The sequence below is a fragment of the Streptacidiphilus sp. EB129 genome (assembly GCF_041262645.1).
GTDB lineage: Bacteria > Actinomycetota > Actinomycetes > Streptomycetales > Streptomycetaceae > Streptacidiphilus.
In genome coordinates this window covers 182,414-193,778 of the sequence record NZ_JBGCCS010000007.1, presented here as the reverse complement: position 1 = coordinate 193,778, position 11,365 = coordinate 182,414, and the positions used below count along the sequence as shown (strand labels likewise).

Annotated in this window: 12 protein-coding genes and 4 pseudogenes; 8 read left to right on the top strand and 8 right to left on the bottom strand. The window is 67.7% G+C overall.

The window, feature by feature from the left end:
• Positions 1–213: 213 nt before the first annotated feature.
• The gene (locus tag ABH925_RS11650; protein ID WP_370147312.1) at positions 214–780 is read right to left on the bottom strand and encodes a Uma2 family endonuclease; all 567 of its coding nucleotides are present in this window, start codon (positions 778–780) and stop codon (positions 214–216) included.
• Between the two features lie 211 nt (positions 781–991).
• Here ABH925_RS11650 and ABH925_RS11645 point away from each other — a divergent pair.
• Positions 992–1,674 (top strand): annotated as a pseudogene (locus ABH925_RS11645) (oleate hydratase); the annotation flags it as partial.
• Positions 1,675–1,797: 123 nt separating this feature from the next.
• Here the strand turns inward: ABH925_RS11645 and ABH925_RS11640 are convergent.
• Positions 1,798–1,953, bottom strand: a complete 156-nt coding sequence (locus ABH925_RS11640) for a hypothetical protein (protein ID WP_370147311.1) — start codon at positions 1,951–1,953, stop codon at positions 1,798–1,800.
• 260 nt (positions 1,954–2,213) lie between these two features.
• On the opposite strand from ABH925_RS11640, the gene ABH925_RS11635 reads away from it, so the two are divergent.
• A complete protein-coding gene (locus ABH925_RS11635) occupies positions 2,214–2,747 on the top strand; it encodes an RBBP9/YdeN family alpha/beta hydrolase (protein WP_370147310.1) in 534 nt (177 codons plus the stop codon).
• Between the two features lie 43 nt (positions 2,748–2,790).
• Here ABH925_RS11635 and ABH925_RS11630 read toward each other — a convergent pair whose 3' ends face one another.
• Entirely contained in the window at positions 2,791–2,919 is a 129-nt protein-coding gene (locus ABH925_RS11630; RefSeq protein WP_370147309.1) for a hypothetical protein, read from the bottom strand.
• Between the two features lie 29 nt (positions 2,920–2,948).
• Between ABH925_RS11630 and ABH925_RS11625 the strand changes: the two are divergent.
• Positions 2,949–3,095 (top strand): annotated as a pseudogene (locus tag ABH925_RS11625) (DUF255 domain-containing protein); the annotation flags it as partial.
• A 33-nt stretch (positions 3,096–3,128) separates the two neighbouring features.
• Here the strand turns inward: ABH925_RS11625 and ABH925_RS11620 are convergent.
• A pseudogene (locus ABH925_RS11620) lies at positions 3,129–3,275 on the bottom strand (DNA-binding protein); the annotation flags it as partial.
• Here ABH925_RS11620 and ABH925_RS11615 point away from each other — a divergent pair.
• The 5 genes and pseudogenes from ABH925_RS11615 to ABH925_RS11595 all read left to right on the top strand — a co-directional run bounded on the left by ABH925_RS11615 (position 3,258) and on the right by ABH925_RS11595 (position 6,787).
• Positions 3,258–4,709 (top strand): N-6 DNA methylase, encoded by a 1,452-nt coding sequence (locus ABH925_RS11615; RefSeq protein ID WP_370147308.1) that lies wholly within the window; start codon positions 3,258–3,260, stop codon positions 4,707–4,709. The pseudogene ABH925_RS11620 and the gene ABH925_RS11615 sit on opposite strands and share 18 nt — an antisense overlap.
• A 262-nt stretch (positions 4,710–4,971) precedes the next feature.
• The gene (locus ABH925_RS11610; protein WP_370147307.1) at positions 4,972–5,373 is read left to right on the top strand and encodes a DUF4357 domain-containing protein; all 402 of its coding nucleotides are present in this window, start codon (positions 4,972–4,974) and stop codon (positions 5,371–5,373) included.
• Between the two features lie 137 nt (positions 5,374–5,510).
• Positions 5,511–5,741, top strand: a complete 231-nt coding sequence (locus ABH925_RS11605) for a hypothetical protein (RefSeq protein ID WP_370147306.1) — start codon at positions 5,511–5,513, stop codon at positions 5,739–5,741.
• A gap of 135 nt (positions 5,742–5,876) precedes the next feature.
• A pseudogene (locus tag ABH925_RS11600) lies at positions 5,877–6,032 on the top strand (DUF255 domain-containing protein); the annotation flags it as partial.
• Between the two features lie 206 nt (positions 6,033–6,238).
• Positions 6,239–6,787, top strand: coding sequence for a Uma2 family endonuclease (locus tag ABH925_RS11595; RefSeq protein ID WP_370147305.1), 549 nt, complete (start codon positions 6,239–6,241; stop codon positions 6,785–6,787).
• Positions 6,788–6,868: 81 nt separating this feature from the next.
• Here the strand turns inward: ABH925_RS11595 and ABH925_RS11590 are convergent, their stop codons facing one another.
• Genes ABH925_RS11590 through ABH925_RS11575 form a run of 4 tightly spaced genes read right to left on the bottom strand, consistent with a single transcriptional unit; the run spans position 6,869 to position 11,315 of the window.
• Complete coding sequence (locus ABH925_RS11590; RefSeq protein ID WP_370147450.1) at positions 6,869–7,408, bottom strand: hypothetical protein; 540 nt, start codon at positions 7,406–7,408, stop codon at positions 6,869–6,871.
• Between the two features lie 20 nt (positions 7,409–7,428).
• Positions 7,429–9,411: a hypothetical protein gene (locus ABH925_RS11585; protein WP_370147304.1), complete on the bottom strand. Its 1,983-nt coding sequence runs from the start codon at positions 9,409–9,411 to the stop codon at positions 7,429–7,431.
• Complete coding sequence (locus ABH925_RS11580) at positions 9,408–10,571, bottom strand: purine phosphorylase (RefSeq protein ID WP_370147303.1); 1,164 nt, start codon at positions 10,569–10,571, stop codon at positions 9,408–9,410. Before ABH925_RS11580 ends, ABH925_RS11585 begins: the two co-directional genes overlap by 4 nt.
• Positions 10,572–11,315, bottom strand: a complete 744-nt coding sequence (locus ABH925_RS11575; protein WP_370147302.1) for an NUDIX domain-containing protein — start codon at positions 11,313–11,315, stop codon at positions 10,572–10,574. It abuts the gene before it with no gap.
• Between the last annotated feature and the right edge of the window lie 50 nt (positions 11,316–11,365).

The window sequence follows — 11,365 nt, the reverse complement described above, 5'->3', positions numbered from 1 at the left end:
CACGTAGAAGGCACGCACAAGGCGAGGACTGCTTCGGCACACCCAGTCCACACCTGACGTCGCTCGCTCCGGAGAACGGATCCATGCGCATGAAGTCGTCGACATCCTCGGCTACTACGGCACGTAGGCATCCTGCATGGTCACATCGGGCGCACGCTGAGAACCCGGTCGCAATCGAGCGCGCCCCGTAGGAGCGAAGAGCGCCCGAGTCGGTCAGGCGGCTCCCAGGTCGACCGTGACGGCGAAGGGCACGACGGCTTTGATCACGCCGGTGAACATCTCGCCGTCCCGGTAGACCCGGCCGGCGGGGTCGAGGACGTAGGTGTAGACGAGCGGGACTCCGGTGGCGGCGTGCTCGATTCGCCAGTAGAAGGGGATCCCGGCCCTGGCGTACTGGTCCACCTTGACGATCCGGTCGGTGGTCTCCGAGCCGGGCGACACGACCTCGACCACCAGGAGCAGATGCTCGGGGCGGGTGGGTGTGAGGTCGATGGTCTCCGCCCGGTACACGACGACGTCCGGACGCCGGTTGGTGAGCGGAACGTCCTGCAGGCGGACGTCGAAGTCCGTGTCGGCGTTCCAGTCCGGGCCTGCGGCGGCGTCCAGGGCATTGGCCAGGATCCGGGCCAGCCGGTTGTGCCGCTTGGACGCGCTCGGACTCACGACGACCATCCCGTCCATGATCTCGATGCCGGCGCACTGCTCCTCGGACCAGGAGTCGTACTGCTCCGCGCTGATCTGCGCGTGCATCCATGCGGGCGCGACCATCTCCGCGGTCATGGCCTACCTCCCTCGTGGACGCTCGACAGTTCCGGTGCCGTTCGGCTCAGCGTACTGTCCTCCCGCTGGTGGGGCAGAGGTCAGCGGCTGTGCGATCTGGCCTGCGGCCAATCCGGTGACCCGGGGTGTGGGGCGGAGTCGGTGCCGCCGGCGTGGGGTACCCCTTCTGGTCGCACGCTCGCTGGGCTGCCAGTCCGTCCGCAGCTCCGGGCGGCTTGAGCTGGTCACGTGCGTGTCGACCCCGGAGAAGCTGCTGAACGGCAAGCGCATCGCGGACATGTTCCACGAGGAGTTCTTCTCCACCAACTTCTGGGCGATGTGGTGCACCACCTTCGCGTTCGAGCCCTGGCACAGCGCGATCGAGTTCCGCCGCTACCTGAACCGCTTCGTGCACCTGTTCAAGACCTTCGACACCATGTCGGGGATCTACCGCACCAAGTTCAACCAGTTCGACTCGATCGTGCGCCCGCTGCTGAAGTGGCTCACCGACCAGGGCGTCACCGTCCAACTCGGCACCCGGGTCACCGACCTGCGGCTGACGCCGGGCGAAGCGCTGACCGTGGAGGCCGTCAGCTGGGTCCGCGACGGGAAGAGCGAGGAGGTCGCCCTGACCCCGGGGGATCTGGTGCTGGTGACCAACGGGTCGATGACCGCGAACTCGACCCTGGGCTCCACCGATGCCGCCCCGGTTCTGGACACCACGAACTGGCCTTCATCGGCCAGTACGCCGAGGTCCCCGACGACGTCGTCTTCACCGTGGAGTACTCCGTGCGTACCGCCTGGGCGGCGGTCGCCGGTCCGCTTCACCTCGACAAGCAGCCGCCGCCGGTCTACAAGGGCCGGCACGACCCCAAGATTCTCGTCGAGGCCCTGCAGACCCTGCACCGGCGCTGACACCGCAGCGGGGTAGCGCGTTGCGCGCGGGCTCGCCGGCCTGATGGTGCACGGCAACACGCGCGACAGGCCGGGCCGGCTCCACTGCGGAGCAGGGCCCGGCCTGACTCGCGCGGCCGGCGGTCAGTAGCTCAGGCCCCACTTGATCTGGGTGGCGACCGCGTGGGTCTTCGCAGACGGTGCCGCTGACACGCTGGCGGCGAGGGGTGCTGCGGCGGCGATCGCGGCGGTCAGGGTCAGCGCGGTGACGAGGTGGCGCACGCGAAGGGTCTTGGTCATGGTTTCTCCGGAGGTGATGGCAGTCCGGGAGGACTGGTTGCCCTGGAGTTTCGGGTCACCCGGGGTCGATGCGGTGTCTGATGGAAGGATTCGAAGTGAACAAGATCGAATGCTCGAGGTGGCCTGAGGCACAGGCGCTGAACACGCGTCCAGGGCGCACAGCCCGGCCGCCGAGCTGTCCGTCCTGCGGACCCCTGGAGCCGTCCGCAGGCTCGGCTCGCTAGGCTCGCCGTTCCAAGCCTGTGAACTGGAGAGCCGCCATGACCACCGAACCCGTCGTCCTGATCCAGCCCGGATACGAGAACTCGGGGCCCGAGCACTGGCAGAGCCTGTGGGAGCAGGCGAACCCGGACTTCGTCCGTGTCGAGCAAGCCGACTGGGACGCCCCGCTCCTGGACGACTGGGTCCGGACCCTCGACGAGACCGTCCGGGCCCAGACCGGACCGGTCGTCATCGTCGCCCACAGCCTCGGCTGCGCGACGGTCGCGCACTGGGCGGCCCGTCACGGCGTGGTCATCCAGGGCGCGTTGCTCGTCGCGCCGGTCGACATCGACAACGCCGGGCTCGACGCAATCTCCACCTTCGCCCCGGTCCCGCTCGCGCCCCTGCCGTTCCCGAGCATCGTCGTCGCCAGCACCGACGACCCGTGGGCGACCATCGAGCGGGCCCGCCGCTTCGCCGACGCCTGGGGCTCCGACTTCGTCGACGCCGGACCGCTCGGCCACCTCAACAGCGCCTCCGGGGTCGGCGACTGGCCGGCCGGCCGCGAGATCCTCAAGGGCCTGACCAGCTGATTCCCGGCGACTGAACGGCGACCGGGCCGTCGAGGGCCGCCGGTCAACGGCTGGCGGGAGACCGCACCGGTTCGTTCACCGTCCGGGTTGGGTCGTCGATCTCGATGGTTCCGTCTGTCTCCGCCTTGCGCAGCAGCATGTCCTCCAGACGCAGGAGCAGAGACTTGTCCAAGGAGTTGTCCGTAGTGGTCAGGACGCCCGCTCGGTGATGCCACCTCGCCCTACCTGCTCCAGCACGCAGACAATCCCGTGGACTGGTGGCCCCGGGGCCCCGAGGCGTTTGCCGAAGCGGCGCGGCGCGGGGTGCCGGTCCTGCTGAGTGTCGGCTACACCGCATGTCATTGGTGCCAGTGAACTCGCAAACGCGGTAGTCGGAGGTGCTCACACCTCTCTGATGATCACGCGGCTCCCGCAGAGCTTCGACCAGTCGTCGCGGTCGGAGGTCAGGACGATCACGGGGGCCGGAACACGGAGCGCAAGTGCGGCGACGAGGGCGTCGATCGCGTACTTGTGCCCGTGCAACCCGTCTACGCGGTGGATCGGAGCAACGTGCGTCCGGCGATGTTGAACCTGGCCCTGCACGGGGTGAGCCTGCCGCAGGTGGAACTGGCGGATCCGGCGACGCTGTTGCGGGACCGGAACCTGGGCCGTGCCGATCGGGTGCTGAGCAACCCGCCGTTCAATCAGCGGATCGACGGGTGGGGACAGGGGCAGTTCATCGCACCACCGGAGTCGAGCGCCAACTTCGCCTGGCTGCAGCTTGCCTGGTCCCAGCTCAAGGAAGGCGGGATCGCGGCGGTCGTGATGCCTGCGCGGGCGGCTTGGGCGGGAGGAGCGGAGGCGCTGATCCGGCGCGAGATGGTCACCCTGGGCGCGGTTCTCGCGGTGATCGCCCTGCCGGCGCACCTCTTCGCGGGTACCAACATCGCCGTGCACGTCTGGGTGCTCGGCCGGGGCCGTCGGTCCCGCCCGGCGCACCGAAGCGACTCCGTGATCCTTGTCGATGCGCGCAGCGTGGGGGGCCGGTCGTCGGAGCGGCCCCGCGTGCTGTCTGGCGAGGAGGTCGACCGCATCGCAGATCGCTTCCGGCTCTGGCTCGGAACCTCGGAGGAGGCGGACGAGTCGGGTTTCTCCCGATCGGTTGCCTACGCCGAACTCATCGAGAACGCCGGCAGCTTGGATCCGCGGACCTACCTCCGGACGGAGAGCGGGCCGGGCGGGTCCGCAGACCTGAGCGTCATGCTGGCCGATTTCGAGCGGCGCAACCGCGAGACATCGGAGCTTGGAGCGGAACTGGCGCAGATCGCCGGCGCACAGGATCAGCTGGCGCAGGACGGCATCCGATGCCAGGACCTGCTGCTGAAGGACGTGGTGAGCGGCGGGCCGGCGGTCGGTGGTCGTTCCGTGCGGCTGCTCGCAGGGCCTTCGGGGAGCCTGGTCCGGGCTCAGGACTACGTGCACGCCGCAGGGGTGCCCGTTGTGATGCCGAAGGACATCTCGAACATCGGCTTCATCGAGGACGGCATCAAGTACATCTCCGAGCAGCATGCCGAACGACTTGACCGCTTTCGGTTGAATCGCGGGGACATTGTCGTCGCCCGCCGGGGCGATCTCGGGCGATGCGCCGTGGTCGGAGAAGAACAGCAGGACTGGGTCTGCGGCACCGGCTGTTTCGTGATCAGTCCTCCCGGCACCGTTGACTCGCACTACTTGGCGGCATTTCTGCGCAGTCCCGGAGCTCGGGATTGGCTCGACACGCATTCGACCGGGAGCCTGGCTCTGCGGACCATCTCGCTCGAGGTGCTCGGGATGCTGCCCGTCGCCCTTCCCGATCTCGACACCCAGCGGTCCATTGGCGAAGCCATGGCGAGCTTCGATGCCCATGAGCGGCGGTTGCTGGACCAACTTGCAACGACGCGGGACATCCGCGGCAAGGCGCTGGACAGCTTCCTGGCGAGATGAAGGTGGCCGGAGCCCCGGCCCGGGGTCCGGCAGGCGGCGCTGCTCCGGGTGCCTCCCGTGCGGCTGTGGCGCCTGCAGGTCCCGCGCCCTGTCGGCGCTCCATTGCCAACCGCGTCCGCAGGCGAGCCGGTCGTTGTCCGGCACTCCCGAAGTTTCTCCTGAGTCGCTGGAATAAAGAGTTGAATCAAGTCGCTCATGCTGCTTAGAATCGAAGGCAAGCCAAGGCATCCCGTCGGGGAGGCCGTCTACGTCAGGAGCGGGCATGGCCACGCTGAGCATCCACTTCGACCCCGCTGTCATCGCCCGACTCGTGAGTGCGAGCCGTGACGACACCGTCCACGTCACCCTGTCCCTCGGTGGAGGGGTCGTCTCCGCTCAGGCTGCTCCGGTGATTCCCCAAGGGCCCCTGGCCGGGCTGATGCGCGCCGACCTGCTCGAACCGGGGACGGTCCTCACGTTTCGTCAGCGCCGCGCCAACAGGTCGGGCCGCGCTGTCGTCACCGCCGACGGCCAGCTCGTCGTCGACGGGCACTCCTCTCCCTTCCCCTCGCCGTCGAAGGCCGCAGAAGCCGTGACCGGCAACATCATCAATGGCTGGACCCTATGGCGGACGCCCGACGGCTCGACGTTGGACCAGCTGCGACAGAAGCTGGATGCCGAGTAGCCGACCCAGGCAGCCCTCGACCGAGGGGCGCCACATCCGTCCGTGAACCAGCCGTTTGCCTGTTCCCGCCGCCAAGACATCCCGTTTCGGCGGCGGGCTCCGATCCAGGGGGCTTCTTGTACGTAACCTTTGACCTGATGACTGCCCTTGTTGTTTCCGGGGCCTTCGCGGCCGGGGCGCTCGTCTACCGCTGGACCACACCGTCGGAGGGCGCGACCGCTCTGTCGAGAGGCGAACGACTGGCGCTCGCCCTTGGCGCGGCGGCGACCGTCATCATGATCGGCGGCTACCTCGGGAACGGGTTCCGGGGTGTCGAGCACACCGCGAACGCACAGCCGAGGGGAGCTGTGGAGGCCGTGAAGCCCTGAGTCGGCCGGTAAGCGGTGCCGTGGCCGGCGGTACCCCCAGGCGGAAAGTCTGCCCGGGGGTACCGCCGGTACTCGGGTGCGCCGGGCCGTTGTTTTGGCAGTGGTTCCGTTGCCCGCCATGAGTAGGGTGGCGGCGTGAATCGTCTCGCCGGTGCGACCTCGCCCTATCTGCTGCAGCATGGCGAGAACCCGGTCGACTGGTGGCCCTGGGAGGCGGAGGCGATCGCGGAGGCGGCGCGGCGGGGGGTGCCGGTGCTGCTGTCAGTGGGGTACTCCGCATGCCACTGGTGCCAGTGATCTCGCACAAGTAGGTAGTCCTGACCTGGGGTGTTTCCGGGGAGTACCGGGATGGACACGTAAGATGAGTGGCTAGGCAGGGACATGGATGCCTGGGTCGAAGACCAGCTGGCCACCCCGCCCGAGCGCACATCCTCGCTGCCGCACCCCGTCGGAGACCGTGGCCCCATATCCTGAGAGGCGACAGGAAGGAGCCGTTGATGAGCGTCGACGCGGTCATGCACACCGAGTTCCCCACTGGGTACGTGGTCTTCTTCGGAGCCGACGGGAAGGTGGTCATGACCCCGCAGAGCGAAGAGCATTCCAGCACCATCAAGTCGATGCAGTACGACACGATCCTGTCGTTCGGGCGCCATGCGAAGACTGTCTCCGACGTCTACATCGACTTCCCCGCGGACGAGAACTCGGCCCCCGATCTCGCAATCATGCGGGAGGACGCGCAACGGCAGGGCAAGCGCTACGGCTTCGAGGACGTGCTGCTGATCGCCGAGGTGGTGTCCGTCTCCTCCGCGCGCAAGGACTACGACGACTGCACCGCGAAGTACGGCCGCTACGGCATCCCGGTCTATGTGGTGGTGGACCCGTACGCCGGGGAGGTCGTCGTCCACACCCAGCCCACCAGCTCCGGTTACATCGCGGCGCACACCCACAAGTACGGCTCGGGCAAGCTGCCCATCGAGCTGGCCGACGGGCGGACCTACACCCTCGACCTGGACGAACTGCCCCGGCCCGAGCCGGACGCCTGCTGACCGCATAGCGGAGCTCGGCCCGCGCCTCCGGGCACCGGAGGCGTCGTACGCGTGTGTGGAGCGGGTCCGGCGGGGCTGGTGCTACCGCTCCGCACAGCGCAGGAGCTGCCAGCCCAGTACGGCCAGGGCGAGTGTCTGCACGAGAGAAGTGAGCACGAGTAGGGGCTGAACGGTGGGAGAGCACCAGAACGCGGTCGTGCAGACCATTGGCAGGACCAGGTACGTGAACAGGTCCACCGCGGTCTGAAGCCGCTTGCGCATGGAGCGACCCGCAACGTTGCGGTGGTAGACCTCCCAGCCGAACACTGTGCCGTGGGCGGAGGCGAGTTCCCCCAGGCGCGGTCCCAGTTGGTCGCGGACGTAGCAGCCGATCGCCGAGATCTTCTCGTCGTTGACCAGGTAGGTCCAACCCAGGATCAGACAGATCGCGGGGACGAAGAGCAGCAGTCGGGACTGTCCGCTCTGGACGGTGACCGCCACGACCGCGGTGGCCGCGGCGAGCGTGAAGTAGAGCAGGTTGTCGCGGAACCCGATGCGGGTCTTCTGTTCCTCCTTGAGGCAGTCGTATTCGGCCAGCAGGATTTTGCTCTCGGTGACATCGTCCGTGGAGGTCACAGGCATTCCCATGCTCGAGTTCAGGATCAGCCGGCGATCCGGAAGGGCGTCAGCTTGTTGGGGCTGTGCCGTTCGATCCAACCCTTTCCGTCCGCCGCTATCCCCTCCAGGAGCCGGAAGGTGTGGGTGGAGCCAGCCGCGCTGAGGTTGATCTCGGAGATTTCCTGAGAATTCTCGTCCGGCGCCAGTTGATGGGCATCGGCGTCCTTGACGCGGATCTTCCTGGCTGGTCCGTTGGTGAGGACGAGTTCCAGGTCGTAGCCGACGTCGACGTTCTCCGTCACCTGCACGGAGGACAGCACGTCGAACCGGTAGTTGCTCCGCTGCTCGTTCTTGCGCGTTGCGTCGGAGAAGTTGAACTCGGAGCTGATCTCGCGGATGCCGTCCTGGGTGAACAGGAACAGGCGGAAGACGTAGTGCGAGTACCGCCAGGGGCCGCCCCTGACCCGGCCTCGTTTATAGGAAGGGGCTGGGGCCACCAGGATGGTGTGGGTGATCAGGTCGCGCCAAGTGAGCCGGTGGTGCCGGAGCGCTTCATCGACGAACGAAGTCTTGTCGCAGGTGAGCCAGGTCGCCATTTCCAGCTCGCTGGGGCGCGTGGCGTCCAGGAGCGACTGCCAGCGCTGGTGGGCGATCTGTCGTGCGGTGAGCTGTTCACTGTACTTCTGGGTCTCCCGGGCCACCCGGTGCTCTTCACGCCGGACCTTCAGCCAGAGGGAAGCCGCCGCGTGCCCGGACCAGGCCGCACCGAGTAAGGCCAGGAACGCCCACAGAGGCTGCGGCGAGGCGGCACCCGAGACTGCCGTTCCGAACGCGGTCAGAGCCGCGCTGCCGAGAACGGTCAGGGCCACCACGGTCAGGGCCTTCGTCCTGACCGGAGTCGGGTCCTGGCGGTGATGATCGAACGGGGTGCCGTTGTTGTGACGGTTCCGGGCGTCCTCAGCGAGGTACCGGATCAACCAGGTGACCCGGTCCACACTGATCCGGCTCTCCCGGTAGAGGTCCGCGATCTCGGCGGCGAGGCTTTTGCGGACCTGGTCGGTGTGGGCGAGCCAGGCGTCCGGGGTGAACCCGTAGGGCGTGCGAACGCTGAAGTAGTGATCGAACGAATGGCGGACGTGGTTGGTGAACCCGTCCTCGGCGGAGGCGGGGCCGCGCGTGTGCGGGACGCGGGTCACGGCCGTGAGGTCCAACCGGGGTTCCTGGCCCCACCACCGGACGCCGAAGCGGGCCGCGGTCAGACCCGCGCCGAGCGCAACCGGTAACTCGACGATCGCCTTGGCTGGATCCGCGATCAGTGCCAGGGCCCAGAGGAGCACGCTGCTCACGACGAACAGGACCGCCCGGACCGGGAGGGCCGCCTTGGCGGCGGGAGTGGTGCTCGGACGGGGCGGAACTGCCCGCGCCCCAATGGGGGCGGGCTCGAAGTAGGCCCAGACCCGCCGGCTCCGGTCGTTGCCGAAGCGCTCCGCCCTGGCCTGTTCGCGGGTCTCCGCCCACAGGTCGTCCTTCAGCCCTCCGGTGAGCATGAGGTCGAGGTGGCGGAGGATCGCGTCGTGCTGGCGGAGCGGCAGGTCTTGCAACTGCTTCAGCACGGGGCCGGTCTCGCCGCTTGCGCTGCTGAGCACCGCCAGCAGGTCGAAAGTGACGCGCAGGGCTTCCTTCCACTCGTCCTCGGCGCATACCCGTACGAGCTCGGAGGTGTAGCGCAGCCAGTGGATCTCTTCGGTGCTGAGGTCGTGGTAGGTGCGTGCGCTGAGTACGGCGAGCACCAAGTGGAAACGAACCTCTGCGACGTCGTACCCGTGGGCGATCGCATCGGTGATCATTTCGCGGGCGCGGCTGGGGATGCCGTCCTCCAGGAACCGCACGCCCACCCTGTACTTCTCCTGCGGCGAGGCGTCCGGGTGGACGAAGTAGACGTTGGAGTTGTGTACGGTCTCGGCCTGGATCCCGACGGTGGAGTCGTAGGCGGCCGAGTTGTACGCGGCACCGTTGCTGTGGCTCATGCCAGGTCACCGGCCGCGGCGATCATGGGAGCCAACTCGGCCACCAGCGCGGGGCACTCCGCTACCAATCCACGCAGCCTTCTGAGCGCCATGGCCGTCCGCTTCGACGATTCAGGGGTGTTCCTCCCGGCCGCCCGGACGGCGGAGTCCAGATCGGTCAGGGCTTCTTGGTAGGTGTCCTCGTCGAGGACACCTTCGACGAGGTGCCGCCCCAGCTGCTCGCGGAAACCGTTCAGTTCCGCGATCAGGTCTGTCGGGCCGGATGCCTTCGGGACCGCATTCATGTGCACGCTGCTGCCCGTGACCGAGCCGGCCATGATGCCGACGGTGCTGTTGTGGGCGGCGTTGCTGACGCGTCGGTCGAACCTGTCGGCCGAACGGACCCTGTCGTCCCGGGGCATTGCGGTCTCCTCCTGTTCCCCCACCAGTTCCACTGCCAGCCGGGTAGCGAACGCCGCCGCGTTCGCTGCGGCCCGCGGCTGCCAGTTGCGGTCCTCCGCACTGCTCTTCGTGCCGTCCGCCCGGTCGCTGATCCCCCGGACGATGGCCACTGGTGCCCCGTTGAGATGGCCGGCCTGTGCCACACCGGCCGCCTCCATCTCGATGGCGAGTGCGTCGTTGTAGTGCTGTCGGATCCACTTCGCCTCGGCCGAGATCCTCGAGTTCTGGACGACCTCGCCAGCGGCGATCGCCCCGAAGCGCACCTGCGGCACGTCCTCGTGACCGGGTGTGGGGTCCGTCCAGTCGTTCAAGCGGGCTAGGTGGGAGGCGAGCTGGCTGATGCCATGCGGTGCTTCCCACACCCGGGGGCGGGCTTTGAGCCCGTCGTCCTCGCTGGTCCCGCCGTGGTAGGCATACACGTGTGTCGCCATCACCACGTCGCCCAGCCTGGCGGTGTCCCATAGGGCGCCGGCGACACCGACGAACAGCACAGCCACCGGCGAGAATTCCTGAATCGCGCGTTCGGCGATCACTGCGGCGGAATGGTTCCCCTTGTTCGTCAGGCCGAGTGCGACACGGCACGATGTGCCCTGAACGGTTCCCACCTCGAACCGGGTGCCACGCTTATGGCGATGCACCTGCGGATCCGCCAGCCTCTGGCGCACAGCCTGGTATTCAAGATTGAGGGCAGTGAGAACCACCACCGGGCCATTCGACATCTATCCCTCTTCCCCTCTCGTGTTCTCTTCCATCGCGGATGGCGCGGGTCGGATCAGCGGTGGGAACAGCACGGTTTTCGGACCGGCTTGGTACAGCCGTGCGGGCCGTCCTCCCGTGGTCCTGCGATCCGTGCCGACGGGGACGATGAATCCCTTCGCGGCTTGGACCTTCCGGTAGAAATTGCGGGTGTCGAGTTCGGTACCCCAGACGGCCTCGTACACTTGTTGCAGCTCTGCGATGGTGAAGTTCTCCCCGCAGAATGCAGTGGCCAGCGCCGAGAACTCGAGCTTGGTGCGAGCGTGTTCGATCCCGTCCGTAGCGATTCGACGGTGGTCGAAGGCGAGCGCCACCTCGCCGGACAGGACGGCTTCCGCGGGAATCCACGCGGCATCGGTGGCATCCGTTCCCGCGATCGGGTCGGGCAGCCCCGGTGCGATCGCCAGGTGGGCCACGGAGACGACTCGGCCCCGCGGATCGCGGCCCGAGTCCCCGTACACGGCCAGCTGTTCAAGGTGCACCCAGCCGGCGGCCAGGGCCGTTTCCTCGCTCAGTTCGCGGTGGGCGGCATCCAGAATCTCCTCACCATCGTGGTTCAGGAATCCTCCGGGCAGGGCGAGCATGCCCCGGAAGGGATCTTCGCCCCGCTCCACCAGGAGGACGTGCAGGCGGCTCTCCCGCAGCGTCAGGATCACGAGATCGACCGTCAGCAGTACAGGAGGTGGTGACCACACGTCATCTTGCATGTTCTGCAAGGTACTTCAGTTACTGTCACTTGCACAAGAAGGGAGGCGAT

Excerpts from the sequence above, each read along its gene's own strand:
- ABH925_RS11635 (WP_370147310.1), top strand. The coding sequence starts at position 2,214 with ATGACCACCGAACCCGTCGTCCTGATCCAGCCCGGATACGAGAACTCG.
- ABH925_RS11575 (WP_370147302.1), bottom strand. The coding sequence starts at position 11,315 with ATGCAAGATGACGTGTGGTCACCACCTCCTGTACTGCTGACGGTCGAT.
- ABH925_RS11580 (WP_370147303.1), bottom strand. The coding sequence starts at position 10,571 with ATGTCGAATGGCCCGGTGGTGGTTCTCACTGCCCTCAATCTTGAATAC.
- ABH925_RS11605 (WP_370147306.1), top strand. The coding sequence starts at position 5,511 with ATGACTGCCCTTGTTGTTTCCGGGGCCTTCGCGGCCGGGGCGCTCGTC.
- ABH925_RS11585 (WP_370147304.1), bottom strand. The coding sequence starts at position 9,411 with ATGAGCCACAGCAACGGTGCCGCGTACAACTCGGCCGCCTACGACTCC.
- ABH925_RS11590 (WP_370147450.1), bottom strand. The coding sequence starts at position 7,408 with ATGCCTGTGACCTCCACGGACGATGTCACCGAGAGCAAAATCCTGCTG.
- ABH925_RS11650 (WP_370147312.1), bottom strand. The coding sequence starts at position 780 with ATGACCGCGGAGATGGTCGCGCCCGCATGGATGCACGCGCAGATCAGC.
- ABH925_RS11595 (WP_370147305.1), top strand. The coding sequence starts at position 6,239 with ATGAGCGTCGACGCGGTCATGCACACCGAGTTCCCCACTGGGTACGTG.
- ABH925_RS11640 (WP_370147311.1), bottom strand. The coding sequence starts at position 1,953 with ATGACCAAGACCCTTCGCGTGCGCCACCTCGTCACCGCGCTGACCCTG.
- ABH925_RS11610 (WP_370147307.1), top strand. The coding sequence starts at position 4,972 with ATGGCCACGCTGAGCATCCACTTCGACCCCGCTGTCATCGCCCGACTC.